Source organism: Kitasatospora sp. NPDC086009 (assembly GCF_044540385.1).
Classification (GTDB): domain Bacteria; phylum Actinomycetota; class Actinomycetes; order Streptomycetales; family Streptomycetaceae; genus Kitasatospora.
Genome location: NZ_JBITSA010000001.1, coordinates 591,422 through 610,053 on the forward strand (window position 1 = coordinate 591,422; position 18,632 = coordinate 610,053).

An 18,632-nucleotide genomic window follows, 5' to 3' on the forward strand; every position below is an offset into this window, starting at 1 on the left:
GTCGCGACCCACGACAGCCGATCCGACTCCCCGAGCCCCCACAACCGGACTCACCACCGGACCTGACTGCGTTCGTTCCCCCGGACAGACGGGAAGACAATGACCCTCGACATCTCCAGCGCACCCATCGCCTCCGACACCAACGACCACGCCCCGCCCGGACCCCCCTCTCGCGGTCACTGGGCGCAGGACCTCTCCGCCTCCCTGGTGGTCTTCCTGATCGCGGTGCCGTTCTCCCTCGGCATCGCCCTGGCCACCGGCGCCCCGCTCACCGCCGGGCTCGCCGCGGCCGCCGTCGGCGGCATCGTGGTCGGCTTCTTCGGCGGCACTCCCCTCCAGGTCAGCGGCCCCTCCGCCGCGCTGACCGTGATCACCGCCGGGCTGATCACCCAGTACGGCTGGCAGGCCACCTGCGCCATCACGCTCGCCGCCGGGCTGCTCCAGCTCCTGCTCGGCGTCCGCCGGGTGGCCCGGACGGCGCTCGCCGTCTCGCCCGCCATCGTGCACGGCATGCTGGCCGGCGTCGGCCTCACCATCGCCATCGCCCAGTTGCACGTCGTCCTCGGGGGATCCCCGCAGAGCTCCGCACTGGCCAATCTGCGCGCGCTGCCGAGCCAGTTGGCGGGCCCGCACCCGTCCGCGCTGGTCGTCGGCACGGTCACCGCCGCCGTCCTGCTCGGCTGGCCCAGGCTCGGCCGACTCCCCGGCAGGGCCGGGGCGTTCGGTGCCCGGCTGACCAAGGTGCCGGGCCCGCTGGTCGCCGTCGGCGCCGCCACCGCGCTCGCGATGGCCCTCGGGCTGCAGCTCGCCCGGGTCGAACTGCCCGCCTGGGAGCCGCACGACCTCGTCCCCGACCTGCCGCACGGGCCGATCGCCGCGATCCTGGCCGCCGTGCTGACCGTCACCGCCGTGGCGAGCGTCGAGTCGCTGCTCTCCGCCGTCGCCATCGACCGGATGGCCCACCGCACCGGGGACCTCGACCGCGAGCTGCGGGGCCAGGGCCTCGCCAACATGATCAGCGGCCTGCTCGGCGGGCTGCCGATCGCCGGCGGCGCGGTGCGCAGCACGGCCAACGTCCGGGCCGGCGCACAGACCAGGTGGTCCTCGATCCTGCATGGCGTCTGGGTGCTCGCGGCCGCGCTGGCGCTCACCGGCGGGCTCCGCCGGATCCCGCTCGCCGCGCTGGCCGCGCTCGTGCTGGTGGTCGGCCTGCAGATGGTCAGCTTCGCGCACATCCGCAAGGTGCATCGGCACCGCGAGTTCCCGGTCTACCTCGCCACCGTGCTCGGCGTGGTGCTGCTCGGCGTCCTGCTCGGGGTGGCGCTGGGCGCCGCGACGGCCGTCCTGCTCGCGCTCTACCGCCTGACCCGCGCCCATGTGGACGTCCTGGCCGGCCCCGACGGCTCCTTCACGGTCCAGACGCACGGGCCGCTCACCTTCACCGCCGTGCCCCGGCTGAGCCGCGCGCTGGCCGGTATCCCCGCCGCCGCCGACGTGGCGGTCGTCCACGACGGCTCCTTCCTGGACCACGCCGCGTACGAGACGCTGCACAGCTGGCGGACGGGCCGCCAGGCGGCCGGCGGCCAGGTGTCCATGGTGACGCGGCGCCAGGACGACGAGGTCCTCGATCCCGACGGCACCGTCCGGGCGGGCAGTTCCTCCGGCCCGCACCGCTGCCGCGCCTGGACGCCCTGGGTCGGCCACCACTGCATCGACCAGCAGGAGGATCCGCACGGCCGGCTCCTGGACGGCGTCCGGGTGTTCCAGCTGCACACCGCTCCGCTGGTCCGCCCCGAGCTCGCCCGGCTCGCCCGGGAAGGCCAGACACCCTCCCAGCTGTTCCTGACCTGCTCCGACTCGCGCCTGGTCACCAGCATGATCACCAACAGTGGGCCCGGCGACCTGTTCACCGTTCGCAACGTGGGCAACCTCGTACCGGCGCCGTTCGAGCCGGGCGCCGCCGACGACTCGGTGGCCGCCGCGGTGCAGTACGCCGTCGAGGTACTGGAGGTGCGCTCCATCACGATCTGCGGGCACTCCGGCTGCGGGGCCATGAAGGCCCTGCTGGACGGCGTCCACGACCGCCCTGGGCCGCCGACCGCGCTCACCCGCTGGCTGCGCAACGGCCGCGGCTCGCTCGACCGACTGCGTCGCGTCCCCGCCGAGTTCGCCAGCCGCCCGGTGGCCGACGTGGTGGAGCAGCTCTGCATCACCAACGTGGTCCAGCAGCTGGACCAGCTGATGGCGAACCCCGCCGTGGAGCGCCGGGTCGCCGAGGGGAGCCTGCGGCTGGTGGGGATGTACTTCGACTTCGCCACCGCCCAGGCCTACGTGCTCGACCGGGAGAGCGGCCGGTTCAGTCCGGTCGAGGCCCTGGGCGGCACGGCGGGCCCGGCACCCTGCGACACGCCCGGGCGAATGAGTGAAATCGAAGAGGTCTCCGCCGCCGGCGCGGACCTCGCCACGGCAGCCGTCACCGGGGGCGACCCCCGGCTGGCCGCCTGAGAGCCGGGCCCGTGTCCCGCCGGGGCGGACCGGGGCACGGGCCCAGTTCTCCGCACCGCCACCGACGCTCTCCTCCCTCGGCCTACCGTTCGACTCTCGGTCAAAGGTCTACACCAATTACCCGGCGCCTCTTGTCAACCGACCACTTCGCCTGGTGAGCTGTGCGCTGGGACACACGGGACAATCCCCACGCACGGGATTGACCCCGATCATGACTCGATGAGGAGTGCGCGTTGAGCAACGAGAGCCTGGCCAACCTGCTCAAGGAGGAGCGGCGCTTCGCCCCGCCGACAGAGCTCGCCGCAGCCGCCAACGTCACCGCGGCCGCGTACGCGCAGGCCTCCGAGGACCGCCTGGGCTTCTGGGCCGAGCAGGCCCGCCGCCTCACCTGGGCCGTGGAGCCCACCGAGACGCTCGACTGGTCCAACCCGCCGTTCGCCAAGTGGTTCGCGGACGGCAAGCTCAACGTCGCGTACAACTGCGTCGACCGCCACGTCGAGGCGGGCAACGGCGACCGGGTCGCGATCCACTTCGAGGGCGAGCCCGGCGACAGCCGCTCGATCACCTACGCCCAGCTCAAGGACGAGGTCTCGCAGGCCGCCAACGCGCTGCTGGAGCTCGGCGTCGCCAAGGGCGACCGGGTGGCGATCTACCTGCCGATGATCGCCGAGGCGGTCGTCGCGATCCTGGCCTGCGCCCGGATCGGCGCCACCCACTCCGTGGTCTTCGGCGGCTTCTCGGCCGACGCCGTCGCCTCCCGGATCCAGGACGCCCAGGCCAAGCTGGTCATCACCGCCGACGGCGGCTACCGCCGCGGCAAGCCGTCCGCGCTCAAGCCCGCCATCGACGAGGCGCTGACCAAGGCCGACGGCGTCGAGCACGTCCTGGTGATCCGCCGCACCGGCCAGGAGGTCTCCTGGACCGAGGGCCGCGACGTCTGGTGGCACGAGATCACCGGGCGTCAGTCCACCGAGCACACCCCCGAGGCGCACGACGCCGAGCACCCGCTCTTCATCCTCTACACCTCGGGCACCACCGGGAAGCCCAAGGGCATCCTGCACACCTCGGGCGGCTACCTCACCCAGGCCAGCTACACCCACCACGCCGTCTTCGACCTCAAGCCGGAGACCGACGTCTACTGGTGCACCGCCGACATCGGCTGGGTCACCGGACACTCCTACATCGTCTACGGCCCGCTCTCCAACGGCGCCACCCAGGTCATCTACGAGGGCACCCCGGACACCCCCCACCAGGGCCGGTTCTGGGAGATCGTCCAGAAGTACGGCGTGACCATCCTCTACACCGCGCCCACCGCGATCCGGACCTTCATGAAGTGGGGCGACGACATCCCCGCGAAGTTCGACCTCTCCTCGCTGCGGGTGCTGGGCAGCGTCGGCGAGCCGATCAACCCCGAGGCCTGGGTCTGGTACCGCGAGCACATCGGCGGCGGCAAGGCTCCCATCGTGGACACCTGGTGGCAGACCGAGACCGGCGCCATGATGATCAGCCCGCTGCCGGGCGTCACCGAGACCAAGCCGGGCTCCGCCCAGCGCGCCCTGCCGGGCATCGCCGCCACCGTCGTCGACGACGAGGCCAACGAGGTCCCCAACGGCTCCGGCGGCTACCTGGTGCTCACCGAGCCGTGGCCGTCCATGCTGCGCACCATCTGGGGCGACGACCAGCGCTACATCGACACCTACTGGTCGCGCTTCCAGGGCCGGTACTTCGCCGGTGACGGCGCCAAGAAGGACGAGGACGGCGACATCTGGCTGCTCGGCCGGGTCGACGACGTCATGCTCGTCTCCGGCCACAACATCTCGACCACCGAGGTCGAGTCGGCCCTGGTCGGCCACCCGGCCGTCGCCGAGTCCGCCGTGGTCGGCGCCGCCGACGCCACCACCGGCCAGGCCATCGTCGCCTTCGTCATCCTGCGCGGCACCGCCACCGACAGCCCCGAACTGGTCGAGGAACTGCGCGCGCACGTCGGCCGCACGCTCGGCCCGATCGCCAAGCCGAAGCAGATCAAGGTCGTCGGCGAGCTGCCGAAGACCCGCTCCGGCAAGATCATGCGCCGCCTGCTGCGCGACATCGCCGAGGGCCGCGAGGTCGGCGACACCACCACGCTGGCCGACAGCTCGGTGATGAGCCTGATCCAGTCCCAGCTGCCGCCCGCGGGCAGCGAGGGCTGACACCCCGTCGAACGACGCGGTGCCCCGGGCGATCGTGACCACCCGGGGCACCGCTGCCCGCTACCGGCGGCGCGGAACCTCCCGCACCTCACGGCGCTTCGCGCGGATCCGCTTCGGCGGGATCACTCCCCCTGCGACCGGCGCTCGGTGACCAGCGTGCACAGGGTGTCGTACGCGCTCTGGGCGAAGCTCCGGCTGCGCAGCGGCAGCGTGCCGGCCATCACCGCCAGTCCCACCTGCGCACGCGGGCTGAATCCGACGAAGGTGGTGAACCCCCGGGTGACTCCGGCGTGGTAGACCACCTCGTCGTCGAACTCCCGGCCGGTGCCACCCGAGGCAGCAGCCACCATGGCGCCGATACCGTCGCCGACACCACCGACACCACCGACGCCACCACCCGTGACGCCGCGCAGACCGTCACGCAGGTCGTCGCCCGAACCACCACGTGGGTCGTCGCCCAGCGGGCTGCCGACCGGTTCGGCCGCCGGGCGGCCCGCTTTCGGAGCCGTCGGGACCGAGCGGTGGTTCCAGCCCAGGCAGATCCGTGCCCCTCCCCGCCGCCGATCCACTCGCGGGTGCCGGACCTCGCCCAGCGCCGTCCGCAGCACCGAAGCGTCGGCCCGGGCGGGCAGCGGGACGGCGTCCAGCGCCAGATGCGCCTGCAGATAGCGGAGCATGTCGTCCGCCGTGGAGCGCAGCGCCGAGGCGCCGGGCAGCGCGGGCAGCCGGAAGGAGGGGACGCGCCGGCCGCGCCGGTATCCGGCGGCGTCCTCGCGGCCCGGGCCGCAGGAGGTGTCCACCAGGCCGAGCGGCCCGCAGACCCTGGCCTCCAGCAGGTCCTCGTAGCGCTGCCCGGCCGCGTTGGCCAGCAGCAGTCCGAGCAGCCCGAAGCCGAGGTTCGAGTAGCGCACCTGCGCGCCCGGAGTACCGCGGACCGGGGTGCGGGGCAGCGCCCCGAGCAGGTGGGCCGGGCCGAACGTGGCGTAGGGGCTGGTGAACCACCGGGGGGCCATCGCCGGCAGCAGTCCGACCGGCAGCCGGGGCAGTCCCGAGGTGTGGGTGGCCAGGTGGAGCAGGGTGATCGGCCGCTCGCGCGGGTACCCGGGCGCGGCGCCGGCAGGGAGGTAACGGTCGATCGGGTCGTCGTAGCCGACCTCGCCGCGGGCGGCCATCTCGGCGAGCAGCAGTCCGGTGAAGGTCTTGGTGACGGAGCCGAGCGCGAACCGGGTGTCGGCACGGACGGGGCGCTCGCTGGAGCGGTCGGAGTGGCCGCGGCAGGCGACGGTCCGTTCATCGCCGCGGATCACCACGACGGCGGAGCCGCTGCCCGGAGCGGTAGCACGGAACAACGGGCGGAGCAGACGACCGAGTTCGGGGCCGGGCTCGGTGGCGGTGGCGGTGGCGGTGGCCGGAGCAACGGCGGCGACAACGGGATCGGCGGCGCCGGGGGCGTACGTGGAGCCGTTCACCGGTCAGCGCTCCTGCGGAGCGGTCGGTCGGACGGCAGGGGCCAGTAAGAGGGGCGGTCTGGGCATCGTCAGGTCTCCACAGGAGGGCAACGGGGAATCGCGCCACCCGATCGGGTGGCACTGCGATCGACGATAGGGAGGCGTTCACCCGTCTGCACGCGGCCGACTCCATTCGGGTGCCGCGGCCGAGTGCAGCACGGGACACCAAGGCCTACGTCCTGAATTATGACAATGCGGATATCCCACTCCGGTTCCGGCTAGACTGTCAAAGACGCAACAAGATCTCCTCCGGGAATCGGTCGCGTCACAGGGCGCGCCGGGAAGTCTGGTCGGCACTGCACCACAGGTGCATCCGTACACCGTTCCCCCGCCCGAGGAGGTCCCCGCGTGACCGACCAGCAGCCCGTCAACGAGCCGACCCGGCGACGCCAGTTCCTCGGCAGACTTCCCCTCCCCGAGCGGACCTACATCGCCGACGCCCTGCGCACCGAGACCGTCGGTGGCGTGCTGCTGCTGATCGCTGCCGTCGTCGCACTGATCTGGGCCAACGTCTGGCCGGCCGCGTACGAGAGCGTCCTCGACTACACGATCGGGCCGTCCACGCCGCTCCACCTGGACCTCAGCCTGGGTTCCTGGGCCAAGGACGGTCTGCTGACCATCTTCTTCTTCGTCGCCGGCATCGAGCTCAAGCGCGAGTTCGTGGCGGGCGAGCTGCGCAGTCCCAGTGCCGCGATGCTGCCGGTCATAGCCGCGGTCTGCGGCGTCGCCCTGCCCGCGATCATCTTCGCCCTCGCCAACTCCGGCAGTGGCGGCCACCCGGGCGGCTGGGCGATCCCGACCGCGACCGACATCGCCTTCGCACTCGGCGTGCTGGCCGTGGTCGGCACCCATCTGCCCTCCGCGCTGCGGGCCTTCCTGCTCACCCTCGCCGTGGTGGACGATCTGATCGCGATCCTGATCATCGCCGTCTTCTACAGCTCCGGCATCAAGTTCTGGGCGCTGGGGCTGGCCTTCGCCGGCCTGGTCCTGTTCTGGTTCCTGCACCGGCGCGGTGTGCACGGCTGGTACCTGTTCGTCCCGCTCGCCTTCGTGATCTGGGCGCTGATGCACGAGAGCGGCGTGCACGCCACGGTGGCGGGCGTCGCGATGGGCCTGATCCTGCGCTGCCACCGGGTGGGCGACGAGAAGTACTCGCCCGGCGAGCACATCGAGCACCTCGTCCGACCGCTCTCGGCCGGGTTCGCCGTCCCCGTGTTCGCGCTGTTCGCGGCAGGGGTGGCGATTTCCGGGTCGGCCCTCGCCGACGTGTTCACGCAGGCCACCCCGCTCGGGATCGTCCTCGGTCTGCTGGTCGGCAAGACCGTCGGCATCTTCGGCGGCACCTGGCTGGCCGCCCGCTTCACCCGGGCCGAGCTGAATCTGCAGCTCAAGTGGGCCGACATGTTCGCGGTCTCGGTGCTCGCGGGGATCGGCTTCACCGTGTCCCTGCTGATCAGCGAGTTGGCCTTCCCCGACGACGCCGACCTCGCCGACCTCTCCAAGGCTGCCGTGCTGGTGGGCTCGCTGCTCTGCGCGCTGGTCGCCACCGTGCTGCTGAAGCTGCGCAACCGGCACTACCGGGAACTCTGTGAGGAGGAGGACCGCGACGTGGACGGCGACGGCATCCCCGACGTCTACCAGCAGGACGATCCGGCCTGGCAGGCCCGGGTGGCGGAGGCGGCCCGCCGGTCGGCCGAGAGCGGCCCCGGCGGCACCGGGCCGGGGCCCGGCTCCGGGGCCGCCCGCTGACGTCCGCCGACGGGTGCGAGGCGGCGGGGGCCGAAGGCGGTGGCCCCCGTCATCACTCCGGCGGCCCGCCCCGCCCGACGGAACGCGCCCGCCACGGCCGGGCGCGCTCCCCCCGAACGGGACACGTACCCCGGGCGGGGCCCCGGAGTGGTGTGCGACTGACCGGTAGGGGCATGATTCTGAGCTGTCGACAGTCCACAGACGCCGCCGGCCGCCCCGATCCCCGGAGCGGTCCCCGATGACGGCCCCCGGAACGACCGGGAGCCGCACCGCCCGGCGGCGTCGTGCCGCACAGCCGCAGAGGAGAACCGCTGATGCCCGCAGGAGCCGCAGACCCGTCCAGCAACGGCCGGGCGCCCTACGAGGGCGAGCGTTCGGTGGGGCAGCTGTTCGCGGCGGCCACCACCGACCTGTCCGCCCTGGTCCACGACGAGATCGCGCTCGCGAAAGCGGAGCTCCGCGCGGACGTCAAGCGCGGCGTCTCCGGGGGTGTGTCGCTGACGGTCGCCGGCGTGGTGGCGCTGGCCGCGGTGCCGATGCTGAGCGCGGCGGCGGCGTACGGGATCCACGCCCTGGGCCTGTCGCTCGGCTGGTCGTTCCTGATCGTGGCCGGCGCGTACCTGCTGCTGGCGCTGCTGCTCGGGCTGCTGGCGCTGCGTTCGTTCAAGCGGATCGAGAAGCCGCACCGCACCATCGAGGGCGCCCAGAAGACCGCGGACGTGCTCAAGAACGCCCGCCCCCGCCCGGCCACCCAGGAGGAGATCGACCGGGCCCTCGGCCGCATCCCGTAGGCGCCGACCGAAACGCCCCGCGCCCCCGGCCACCTCGCGCTCATCCACCCCGCGCCCGGTGGCCGGGGCGCGTCCGGTGCGGTCCGCTCCGGTCCCGTCCGGTGCGGTCGGGACGCCCCGGGAGCGAGTGCCGACCACGTACCCGGCGCGCCGATGTGACACGCTCTCGGTATGCCGCTCGACCAGAAGCCCGTGCCCGCGCAGCCGTCCGCCAGCTCCGGACCCGACCGCACGCCCGGTCAGGACGGCGTCGACCACGGTCAGGAGGCCGCCGAGGAGGCGGTCGAGGCGCCAGGGGCGGGCGAGGACGGCCCCACCGGGGCCGTGCCAGCGGCGCCCTGGGACGTCCGGCAGGCGGGTCCGTGGAAGCACCGCGACCTGGCGGCCAACGGCGCCCGGTTCCACATCGCCGAGCTGGGCGAGGGCCCGCTGGTCCTGCTGGTGCACGGCTGGCCCGAGTACTGGTGGGCCTGGCGCCACCAGCTGACCGCGCTCGCCGAGGCCGGCTACCGGGCCGTCGCGCTGGACCTGCGGGGCATCGGCGGCAGCGACCGCACCCCCCGCGGCTACGACCCGGGCAACCTCGCGCTGGACATCACCGGCGTGATCCGCTCGCTCGGCGAGCGCCGGGCGCACCTGGTGGGCCACGCCTCCGGCGGCACGCTGTCCTGGGTGGCGGCGGTGATGCGGCCGTCGGTGATCCAGAGCCTCACCGTGGTCTCGGCCGCGCACCCCCGGGACCTCCGCCGGGCGCTGCTGACGGACCGCCGCCAGATGGCCGCCTTCGAGCACGTGCTGGGCTTCCAGCGGCCGTGGATACCGGAACGCCGCCTGGTCGCCGACGACGCCGCGCTGGTGGGCCGCTACCTGGACGCCTGGACGGGACCGAACCAGCTGGACCGGACGGCGGTGGCCGCGTACCGGCAGGCGATCCAGATCCCCAGCACCGCGCACTGCTCGATCGAGCCGTACCGCTGGCTGCTGCGGTCGATGGCCCGCCCGGACGGCATCCAGTTCGCCCGCCGGATGAAGAAGCCGATCACCGCGCCCACCCTGCACGTCCAGGGCGCCGCCGACCCGGTGCTGCTGTCGCACACCGCGCTGGGCGGCGGCGAGTACGTGGCCGCTCCGTACCGGTGGCGGCTGCTGCCCGGGATCGGGCACTTCCCGCACGAGGAGGCGCCGGAGCAGTTCACCGCCGAGCTGCTGGACTGGATCGGCCGCCACAAGGACTGAGAGCCTCCGCATCCGGACACAGAAGCGGAGCCCAACTCCCTTCATATTGCGCTCATATGACAAACGCATAGGCCATGTTGACGACACCCCGGGCGGTTATCCCGGCCGACCCAGGGGCATCCATTCCGGTATGACCTGGATGCCCGATCACGGCAGCGCTCCGCGCAGCCGACGCCACAACAGCTCGCAGAGGTCCGGCCACCGCCCCGACTGGGCGGACGACCTGGGTCACGACGGCACCGACCGCCGCCGGAGCACGGCGCAGCGGCAGCTCGGCATCCCGCGCATCCTCGGCCGCCGCGCCCGCTGGGTGGGCGCGCGGCTACGGCGCGAGAGCTGAGCCTCCGCGCCGGGGCGGCGCGAACGAGAACCGGGGCCGGACGCGGCCCGACCCGACCCGACAGTCCGAGCGACCGGCGACCCCGCGGCCGGTCCGGTTCAGCGACCGGACCGGACCGGCGGTCGGCCCACCCGGGTCAGTTCACCCACGTCGGTGACACCGCGGTGAACCAGAGCAGCACGAAGGTCGCCACCGACATGATCGGCACCAGCACCTTCGTCTCGACGCTGTTGCCGCTGCGCTTGATCAGCACCACCTCGTAGCGCTCCTTGTGCGGCCAGAGCAGCGGCGCGCCCTTCTTCGTCAGGCAGTCGCCCAGCAGGTGCGCCAGCGCGCCCAGCGCCACCGCGTACGGCAGCCAGCCGGGGGCGTTCGGCATCCAGCTGTTCATCCCGGCGGTGCCCAGCGCGGCGAGGCCGATGATGGTGATCCACGCCGTCGGGCCGTCGCCCGGCGGGTGCAGCCGCAGGGCGCGGATCGCGAGCGCCAGGAGGAAGAACGTCATGCCCAGGGTGAAGTTCCGGCCCAGGTAGGTGACGCCGGCCCAGGTGCCGCCCCCCATCAGCGCGACGAACAGCAGCGAGTGGGTGGCGTGCCGGTGTCCGCCGGAGATCCAGGCCACGAGGCGGCAGAGCAGCCGGGAGACCGGGCCGAGGAAGTTGGCGATCGTCCCGTCGTGGTGGTCGAGGTCCGGGAGCAGGGCGGCGCCGGCGCAGAGCACCGTGCCCATCAGGATGTCCGCCGGCTGCAGGGTGGTGTCGAGCAGCAGCGGCGGCAGGAACGGTGCCGAGGCCGCGTACAGCATCGCCCCGCTGACCGCGTGCGAGTGACCCATCATCGGACGCCGCCGACCTCCGCTCGGCCCACCCCGGGACGGCACCCGGTTGAGCCGAACGGGTGAGCGCGGCCGACGCTACCAGCCGGGGCCGACGACGCGGCGGACATCGGACACACCGGTGGCCCACAGCCAGGTCGGGTCGGGCGGGTCGACCAAGTCGGGCGGGGCGGGCCAGCCGAGTCCGCGCGGCCAGGTCGGAGCGGCCGGATCGGAGCGGGCAGGTCCTGACCGGCCGACACGAGGGCGACGGCCGGCCGCGTCAGAGCGCGCAGCCCTGGGTGTCCACCCGGGTCGCCGCGGTGCTGCCCTTCTCGGCGTCCTCGCGCACCTCGGCCGCGGTCAGCACGTACCCGGTGTCCGCGCTGTCCAGCGACTTGGCGAAGACCACGCCGAAGACCTGGCCGTCCGGGGTGAGCAGCGGGCCGCCGCTGTTGCCCTGGCGGACCAGCGAGCGCACCGAGTAGACGTCGCGGACGACCTGGCCGCGGTGGTAGATGTCCGGGCCGTTGGCCTGGATCCGGCCGCGGATACGGGCCGGCTGGACGTTGAAGGCGCCGTTCTCGGGGAAGCCGGCCACGATCGCGTTGTCGTTGGTCTTCGCCTCGCCCGCGAAGGAGAGCGCGGGAGCGTTCAGCTTCGGCACGTCCAGGATCGCGATGTCGCGCTGCCAGTCGTAGCGGACGACGGTGGCGTCGTAGAGCTGGCCGACGCCGCCGATCTGCACGGTGGGCTCGTCGACCCCGCCGACCACGTGGGCGTTGGTCATCACCCGGTGCGGCGCGAACACGAAGCCGCTGCCCTCCAGGGTCTTGCTGCAGGCGGTGGCGGTGCCGACCACCTTGACCAGACTCTGCTTGGCCTTGGCCACGGCTGGGCTGGCGGCCAGCGCCGGATCGGGGGTGTCGACCTGGGTGATCGGCTCGTGCTCGAAGGGGTTGAAGACCTGCGGGAAGCCGTTGCGGGCGAGCACCTTGGAGAAGTCGGAGAACCAGTTCGGCGCGTCCGAGGGCAGCGTGTCCTGGACGCCGCCGAGGATCGCCGAGGTGCGGACCTGCTTGGAGACCGTGGGCAGGGAGGTGCCGGCGAGCGCCGAGCCGATCAGCCAGGCCACCAGCAGCATCGAGATCACGTTGACCACCGCACCGCCGGCGGCGTCCAGCGCCTTCGCCGGCCGGCGGTCGATGTGGCCGCGCAGCTTCCAGCCGAAGTGGGTGGTGACCGCCTGGCCGACCGCCGCGAGCACGATGACCACCACGACGGCCACCACCGAGGCGGTGGTGCCGGGGCTGAGGTGGTCGAGCAGCAGCGGGAGCAGCTGGACGGCGATCAGGCCGCCGCCGAGGAAGCCGAGGACCGACATCACGCCGACCACGAAGCCCTGCCGGTAGCCCGACACGGCGAATCCCACGGCGGCGGCGATCAGCAGCAGATCCAGGACGTTCACTCCGACACCCTCCCACGGCGGGCGCCGGGGCCACACAGTCGGGCGTTCACGTGGTCCTGGCGTCGCCGCTCAGCAGCGCACGGGAGCGGTCGCGGTCACCCTGCACCAGCGCCAGCGCCTCGTCCGAGAGGTCGACGATCCGGGTCTGGTCCCAGGGCAGCTCCAGGCCGCTGTGGTGCAGCACCCGGTCGATCACCCCGGCGGTGAAGCCCCAGACCAGTCGGCCGCCGACCGCGAAGGCCGGCCCCAGGTGTCCGGACGGGTGGCGCAGCCGGACCCGGTTGGCCGGGTCGGTCAGCTCGGCGATCGGCACCCGGAACACCGCGCCGGTCTCGCCCGCGTCCACCGGACGGACCGGTGACTCCTCGCGCCACCAGCCGAGCACGGGGGTGACCACGAAGCGGCTGACCGGGATGTAGAGGGCGGGCAGGGCGGCGAAGACCTGCACCCCGGACGGGTCCAGGCCGGTCTCCTCCCAGGCCTCCCGCAGCGCCGCCGCGACCGGGCCGGAGCCCTCGGGGTCGCCGTCCTCCGGGTCCAGCGCGCCCCCGGGGAAGGAGGGCTGCCCGGCGTGCGAGCGCAGCGACCGGGCCCGTTCGATCAGCAGCACGTCGGGGCCGGTCCCGCCCTCGCCGAAGAGCATCAGGACGGCCGCGGCGCGACCGCCCTCGGCGGGCGGCAGGAAGCGGCTCAGCTGCTCGGGCAGGACCCGCTCGGCGGCGTCCCGGACCGGCTCCAGCCAGGACGGCAGGCCGTCCCGCTCGATCCGTCCCGGCAGGGCCTGCCCGGGCCCCCGGTCGTGGCCGTGCGCCGTCACTCGGCCACCGCCAGGTCCGCGACCTTGCCCTGGTGGGCGACGGCGTCGGCCCGCGCCGCCGCCTCGCCCGGGTAGTCCGCGGGCGGCCTCAGCCGCTGGCCGGGGTGGCCGCCCATCTCGTACTTGAGTAGCTTCTTCGCCTTCTCCGGATCCGTCTCGCCCTCCCCGTAGGAGGGGCAGAGCGGCGCGATCGGGCAGGCCCCGCAGGCCGGCTTCTGGGAGTGGCAGATCCGCCGCCCGTGGAAGACCACCCGGTGCGAGAGCATCGTCCACTCCGACTTCGGGAAGATCTCCGCGACGGCTGCCTCGACCTTGACCGGGTCCTCCTCCGCCGTCCACCCGAACCGCCGGGCCAGCCGCCCGAAGTGGGTGTCCACGGTGATCCCGGGCACGCCGAACGCGTTGCCGAGCACCACGTTCGCCGTCTTGCGCCCCACCCCGGGGAGGGTGACCAGGTCGGCCAGCCGGCCCGGGACCTCGCCGCCGAACTCGTCCCGCAGCGCGATCGAGAGCCCGATCAGCGACTTCGCCTTGTTGCGGAAGAACCCGGTCGGCCGGATGACCTCCTCCAGCTCCTCCGGCACCGCCGCCGCCATGTCCTCCGGCGTCGGGTACTTCGCGAACAGCGCGGGCGTCGTCTGGTTCACCCGCAGGTCCGTCGTCTGCGCCGACAGCACGGTGGCCACCAGCAGCTCGAACGGGTTGTCGAAGTCCAGCTCGGGGTGCGCGTAGGGGTACAGCTCCGCCAGTTCCCGGTTGATCCTCCGGGCCCGCCGCACCATCGCCAGCTGCGACTCCGGCTTCCTCGGCTTCACAGCCACCTTCACCGCCGGCTTGGCTGCGGCCTTCCGGACCTTGCTCTCTGCCATGCAGGAAGGCTACGCCGAACAGCCCTGACCCCGCGGGCGATCAGCCATCGGCGCGGGGCCGCGGACGATCAGCCATCGACGCGGGGCCGCGGACGGTTCGGACGCCTCCTGCGCGGCGCCCGGTCAGGACGGCCCGCAGGGCTGGTCCGCCGGCGTGCGCGGCGCCGGCGACGCCGTGGGCGCGGGAGGCACCGCGGGCCCCGCCGGTGCGGCCGCCACGGCCGGTGCGGCGCGGCGGTCGCGGCGGGCGGGGGCGAGGGCGCCGAGCATCACCACGGCCGTCACGGCGAAGGCGGACGGGTAGCCCAGCGGACCGGCGAGGACGCCGAAGGCCACCGCGCCGACGCCCATCCCCGCGTCGAAGGCGACGTTCCACAACGCGGTGACGGCGCCGAAGCCGGCCTTGGAGACCCTCGCGTACATCATGGTCAGGGTGGCGTTCTGGGCCGCGCCGAAGCCGATGCCGAACACCGCCGCGCCGGCCACCACGGCGACCGCGCTGCCGGTCAGCGCGATCAGCAGGGTGCCCGCGGCGCAGAGCAGCAGCGCGGGCAGCACGAGCCGCTCCGGCCCGTGCCGGTCGCCGTACCGGCCCGCCGCCCAGCGGGCCGCCGTCGCCGAGGCCGGCTGGACGAACAGGGCCGCCGCGGCGAGGCCCGCGGACCCGGCCGGGACGGCCAGCGGCAGGAAGGTCACGATGATCCCGGCGGCCAGCGCGGTGGCGCCGAAGACCACGGTCGGGCGGCGAAGCCCGGCCGACCGGAAGCCGGCCACCACCCCCACCGCCGGCTCGGCGGACGGTTCGCGGTCCGGCAGCCCGGGGACGGCGGCGATCGCGGCCAGCGCCACGGCGCCGGCGGTCACGGCCACCGGGGTGTAGCCCACGTGGGCCGCCAGCCAGATGCCCAGCGGCAGGCCCAGCAGCGAGGGCACGCCGGAGACCACGCCGACCAGCGCCAGCCCCTCACCGCGCCGCTCGGCCGGGATCAGGGCCGCCGTCAGCGCGCCGCCGGCGACGATGGTGAAGGCGAAGCCCAGCCCGCGCACCAGGCAGACCGCCGTGATCCAGACGAGGCCGCCGTCGACGGCGGTCAGCACCAGCGCGGGCGCCCCGAGCAGCAACAGGCCGACCGCCAGCACCGAGCGGTAGCCGAAGCGGACCACCAGCCGGGGTGTGGCCAGTTCGCCCAGGACTGTCGTCAGCATCAGCGCGCCGGTCGCGAGGCCGGCCGCGTTGCCGCCCCCGGTGGACTCCTCGGCGTAGAGCGGGACGACGGAGAGCAGCAGGTTGAACCCGGTCGAAGCGCCGAGGATCGACACGAAGCGCAGCAGCAGCGGCCGGGTGACCAGCCGGGGGCGGGTGCCGGGCGCGGTCCGGGAGGGTGCCGTCGAGGTCATATGACGGACCGTAGGCCCGAACCGGCCCGTTCGTAAGATCCGTATCGGCCGCTCCGGACGGCCGCCACCATCGCGGTCAGGGGCAGCCGACGACCTGGCCGGCCCAGGAGAGGCCGCCGCCGAAACCGAGCAGCAGGGTGGGGGTGCCCGCGGGCACCTCGCCGCGCTCGACCAGCTTGGACAGCGCGAGCGGGACGGAGGCGGCCGAGGTGTTGCCGGACTCGACGACGTCGCGGGCGACCACCGCGCCGGGCACGCCGAGCCGGTCCACCACCGCCTCGATGATGCGCAGGTTGGCCTGGTGGGTGACCACCGCGCCGAGGTCCGCGGGGGTGATCCCGGCCCGCCGGCAGGCCTCCTCGGCGATCGGGGCCAGCGCGGTGGTGGCCCAGCGGTAGACGGTCTGGCCCTCCTGACGGAACTTCGGCTGCCAGCCGTCGTCCAGCCGGACGGCGTGGCCCCGGGTCGGGTCGGAGCCCCAGACCACCGGCCCGACGCCCCGACCGGTCGGATCGTGGCTGAGGACCGCCGCACCGGCGCCGTCGCCGAGCAGGACGCAGCTGGAGCGGTCCGTCCAGTCGGTGACGTCGCTCATCCGCTCGGCGCCGATCACCAGTGCGTGCCGGGCGGCCCCGGCCCGGACGGCGTGGTCGGCGGTGGCCAGCGCGGTGCAGAAGCCCGCGCAGCCGTTGTTGACGTCGAAGCCGACGGCCGAGGGGATGCCCAGCCGGCCGGCGACCTGGGTGGCGATGCTCGGGCAGCGGTCCCTGGCCGAGCAGGTGGCGACCACCACCATGTCGATCTCCTCCGGCGCCAGGCCCGCCGAGGCGAGGGCCTTGCCGGCGGCGGCGGCGGCGAGGTCGGTGACGGACTCCGTGTCGGCGATGCGCCGGGTGACGATGCCGGTGCGCTGCCGGATCCATGCGTCGCTGGTGTCGACCAGCCGGGCGAGGTCGTCGTTGGTGAGGACTCGGGCGGGCTGGTGGTGGCCCAGGGCCGCGATCCGGGATCCCGACATGTCTGCTCCTCCGTGAGGGGGTGTCACGCCGGGACTATAGCGTCCGAACGGTCGGACTCTAAAGGCCCGGGGCTGGCTACACTGGCCCGGTGAGCCCGAGAAGATCCGTCGCCGACGCCCGCCGGACCCGCACCGCGATCCTGCGCCGGGGGCTGGACCTCGCCTCGGTCGAGGGCCTGGAGGGGCTGACCATCGGCCGGCTCGCCACCGACCTGTCGATGAGCAAGTCCGGCGTCCTCGGCCACTTCGGCACCAAGGAGACCCTGCAGCTCGCCGTGGTCGACGAGGCCGTCGCCCTGTTCGTCCGCGAGGTGGTGCAGCGCGCGGCGGCCGCCGGCGCGGAGCCCGGGCTGCCGCGGCTGCTCGTCCAGTGCGAGGCCTGGGTCTCCTACCTGGAGCGCGACCTGCTGCCCGGCGGGTGCTTCTTCACCGCCGTGACCTCCGAGTTCGACGACCGGGAGCGCGGGCCGGTCCGGTCGGCGGTGGCCGCCCGGAACGCCGTCTGGCAGCGCGAGCTGCGCCGGCAGACCGAGCTGGCGATCGCCGCCGGTCAGCTGCCCGCCGAGCCGGACGCCGAGCAGGTGGTCTTCGAACTGACCGGGCAGGTCCTGGCGCTCAACCACGCCCGCCGGCTCTACCGGGACGCGGCCGCGGCCGCCCGCACCCGGCGGGCGATGCGGCGCCTGCTCGGGCTGCCCGCCGCGGTCGACGGGCCGCCCGAGCTGGCCCCGCTCCCGGAGCCGGACGACCACTGAGGCCGCCCGGCCCGGGCCACCGGCACCTCCCCTGTGCGTGCCGGTGAGCTCCTGCCGGTCAGCGCCGGTACAGCGCGTCCAGCTCCCCGTAGCCCAGCGCGCCGGGCGCCCCGGTCACGGCGCCCGGGCCGAGCAGTTCGGTGGCGGCGCGGTGGGCGGCGCTGTACGCGGCCTCGGCCAGCCCGGTGCCGACGCTGATCCGCCGGACGCCGGTGGCGGCGAGCTCGGCGACCGTCGGCCCGCCCGGCCCCGTCATCGCGTTCACCGGCAGCGGGGACGCGGCGCAGAGCCGGGCCAGCACGTCGAGGTCCAGCAGGCCGGGGACGAAGAGGCCGTCCGCACCCGCCCGCGCGTACGCCGCCGCGCGAACCAGCACCTCGTCCAGCCGGCCCTCCTCTGGGCCGATCCCGAACAGGAAGACGTCCGTCCGGGCGTTGACCAGCAGCTCGGGCAGGCCCGCCGCCGCGGCCGCCGCCCGGGCGGCGGCCAGCCGCGCGGCCTGCTCGGCCACCGGGAAGAGCGGGCCGCCGGCCGCCGCCGAGTCCTCCAGGTTGATCCCGGCCGCGCCGGCCCCGACCAGCGCCCGCACCGTTTCGGCCACCTCGGCGGGGGCCGCCCCGTAGCCGCCCTCGGCGTCGACCGTGACCGGCAGGTCGACGACGGAGGCGATCCGGCGGGCGGCCTCGGCCATGTCCGCCCGGCCGAGCTGCTGGCCGTCGCCGCGACCGAGCGACCAGGAGACGCCGCCGCTGGTGGTGGCGATCGCCGCGGCCCCGGCGGAGGCGATCACGGCGGCGCTGCCGGCGTCCCAGGCGTTCGGCAGGACGAGCACCCCGTCGGCCACGAGCGCCCGCAGCCGCAGGGCCCGCTCGCGAAGCTCGGGGGTGGGGGTGCCGGTGGACTGGGAGGCGGACATACGGGGTCACCGTCTTTCGGGCCGTGGACTCGTGGACTCGTGGACTCATGGACTCGTCAGGACCGGATCCTGCGCCCCCGGCCGCCCGCGCTCCACTGATTAAGCCGGAGCCGAATCCTGGCGGCCCGCGACCGCCCCGATCCCCTCATGGACCTCGGCGCCCCCGTCCCGGGCGCCCCCGCGCACCGGACCGCGCGCGTCCCGGCTGACCTGCGAACACCGCGAGAACACCGCGCCGGACCCGGACACCGGCCGCACG

Annotated in this window: 15 protein-coding genes; 7 read left to right on the top strand and 8 right to left on the bottom strand. The window is 74.2% G+C overall.

The features are described 5' to 3' along the window. Positions 1 to 99: 99 nt before the first annotated feature. Positions 100 to 2,505, top strand: a complete 2,406-nt coding sequence (locus ACIF6L_RS02765) for a SulP family inorganic anion transporter (protein ID WP_396485938.1) — start codon at positions 100 to 102, stop codon at positions 2,503 to 2,505. Positions 2,506 to 2,738: 233 nt separating this feature from the next. Further along, a complete protein-coding gene (gene acs / locus ACIF6L_RS02770; protein WP_396485939.1) occupies positions 2,739 to 4,694 on the top strand; it encodes an acetate--CoA ligase in 1,956 nt (651 codons plus the stop codon). Between the two features lie 122 nt (positions 4,695 to 4,816). On the opposite strand, the gene ACIF6L_RS02775 is transcribed toward acs, so the two are convergent. Continuing rightward, entirely contained in the window at positions 4,817 to 6,163 is a 1,347-nt protein-coding gene (locus ACIF6L_RS02775; protein WP_396485940.1) for a serine hydrolase domain-containing protein, read from the bottom strand. Positions 6,164 to 6,550: 387 nt separating this feature from the next. Between ACIF6L_RS02775 and nhaA the strand changes: the two genes are divergently transcribed. The 4 genes from nhaA to ACIF6L_RS02795 all read left to right on the top strand — a co-directional run bounded on the left by nhaA (position 6,551) and on the right by ACIF6L_RS02795 (position 10,318). Next, entirely contained in the window at positions 6,551 to 7,951 is a 1,401-nt protein-coding gene (nhaA, locus tag ACIF6L_RS02780; RefSeq protein WP_396485941.1) for a Na+/H+ antiporter NhaA, read from the top strand. 314 nt (positions 7,952 to 8,265) lie between these two features. Next, a complete protein-coding gene (locus ACIF6L_RS02785; protein ID WP_329488513.1) occupies positions 8,266 to 8,742 on the top strand; it encodes a phage holin family protein in 477 nt (158 codons plus the stop codon). 171 nt (positions 8,743 to 8,913) lie between these two features. Further along, a complete protein-coding gene (locus tag ACIF6L_RS02790) occupies positions 8,914 to 9,978 on the top strand; it encodes an alpha/beta fold hydrolase (RefSeq protein ID WP_396485942.1) in 1,065 nt (354 codons plus the stop codon). 130 nt (positions 9,979 to 10,108) lie between these two features. Next, complete coding sequence (locus ACIF6L_RS02795; RefSeq protein ID WP_329488515.1) at positions 10,109 to 10,318, top strand: hypothetical protein; 210 nt, start codon at positions 10,109 to 10,111, stop codon at positions 10,316 to 10,318. A gap of 136 nt (positions 10,319 to 10,454) precedes the next feature. Here ACIF6L_RS02795 and ACIF6L_RS02800 read toward each other — a convergent pair whose 3' ends face one another. The 6 genes from ACIF6L_RS02800 to ACIF6L_RS02825 form a co-directional block, all read right to left on the bottom strand. Continuing rightward, positions 10,455 to 11,156, bottom strand: a complete 702-nt coding sequence (locus ACIF6L_RS02800) for a metal-dependent hydrolase (protein ID WP_396485943.1) — start codon at positions 11,154 to 11,156, stop codon at positions 10,455 to 10,457. A gap of 259 nt (positions 11,157 to 11,415) precedes the next feature. After that, positions 11,416 to 12,600: a MarP family serine protease gene (locus ACIF6L_RS02805; RefSeq protein ID WP_329488518.1), complete on the bottom strand. Its 1,185-nt coding sequence runs from the start codon at positions 12,598 to 12,600 to the stop codon at positions 11,416 to 11,418. Positions 12,601 to 12,646: 46 nt separating this feature from the next. Continuing rightward, a complete protein-coding gene (locus ACIF6L_RS02810; RefSeq protein ID WP_359804126.1) occupies positions 12,647 to 13,417 on the bottom strand; it encodes a CoA pyrophosphatase in 771 nt (256 codons plus the stop codon). Continuing rightward, positions 13,414 to 14,286, bottom strand: a complete 873-nt coding sequence (nth, locus tag ACIF6L_RS02815) for an endonuclease III (protein ID WP_329488520.1) — start codon at positions 14,284 to 14,286, stop codon at positions 13,414 to 13,416. The genes ACIF6L_RS02810 and nth overlap by 4 nt, the downstream gene beginning before the upstream one ends. A 123-nt stretch (positions 14,287 to 14,409) precedes the next feature. Continuing rightward, on the bottom strand, positions 14,410 to 15,684 hold the full coding sequence (locus ACIF6L_RS02820) for an MFS transporter (protein ID WP_396485944.1): 1,275 nt from the start codon (positions 15,682 to 15,684) through the stop codon (positions 14,410 to 14,412). Positions 15,685 to 15,760: 76 nt separating this feature from the next. Beyond that, positions 15,761 to 16,702, bottom strand: a complete 942-nt coding sequence (locus ACIF6L_RS02825; protein WP_396485945.1) for a beta-ketoacyl-ACP synthase III — start codon at positions 16,700 to 16,702, stop codon at positions 15,761 to 15,763. 89 nt (positions 16,703 to 16,791) lie between these two features. Between ACIF6L_RS02825 and ACIF6L_RS02830 the strand changes: the two genes are divergently transcribed. After that, entirely contained in the window at positions 16,792 to 17,457 is a 666-nt protein-coding gene (locus ACIF6L_RS02830) for a TetR/AcrR family transcriptional regulator (protein WP_359804123.1), read from the top strand. 58 nt (positions 17,458 to 17,515) lie between these two features. Here ACIF6L_RS02830 and ACIF6L_RS02835 read toward each other — a convergent pair whose 3' ends face one another. After that, positions 17,516 to 18,373 (bottom strand): isocitrate lyase/phosphoenolpyruvate mutase family protein, encoded by an 858-nt coding sequence (locus ACIF6L_RS02835; protein WP_396485946.1) that lies wholly within the window; start codon positions 18,371 to 18,373, stop codon positions 17,516 to 17,518. Positions 18,374 to 18,632: the final 259 nt, after the last annotated feature.

Bases quoted from the DNA above. Each gene is read 5' to 3' on its own strand.
- ACIF6L_RS02800 (WP_396485943.1), bottom strand. From the start codon at position 11,156: ATGATGGGTCACTCGCACGCGGTCAGCGGGGCGATGCTGTACGCGGCC.
- ACIF6L_RS02785 (WP_329488513.1), top strand. From the start codon at position 8,266: ATGCCCGCAGGAGCCGCAGACCCGTCCAGCAACGGCCGGGCGCCCTAC.
- ACIF6L_RS02825 (WP_396485945.1), bottom strand. From the start codon at position 16,702: ATGTCGGGATCCCGGATCGCGGCCCTGGGCCACCACCAGCCCGCCCGA.
- ACIF6L_RS02765 (WP_396485938.1), top strand. From the start codon at position 100: ATGACCCTCGACATCTCCAGCGCACCCATCGCCTCCGACACCAACGAC.
- ACIF6L_RS02820 (WP_396485944.1), bottom strand. From the start codon at position 15,684: ATGACCTCGACGGCACCCTCCCGGACCGCGCCCGGCACCCGCCCCCGG.
- ACIF6L_RS02835 (WP_396485946.1), bottom strand. From the start codon at position 18,373: ATGTCCGCCTCCCAGTCCACCGGCACCCCCACCCCCGAGCTTCGCGAG.
- nth (WP_329488520.1), bottom strand. From the start codon at position 14,286: ATGGCAGAGAGCAAGGTCCGGAAGGCCGCAGCCAAGCCGGCGGTGAAG.
- ACIF6L_RS02790 (WP_396485942.1), top strand. From the start codon at position 8,914: ATGCCGCTCGACCAGAAGCCCGTGCCCGCGCAGCCGTCCGCCAGCTCC.
- ACIF6L_RS02795 (WP_329488515.1), top strand. From the start codon at position 10,109: ATGACCTGGATGCCCGATCACGGCAGCGCTCCGCGCAGCCGACGCCAC.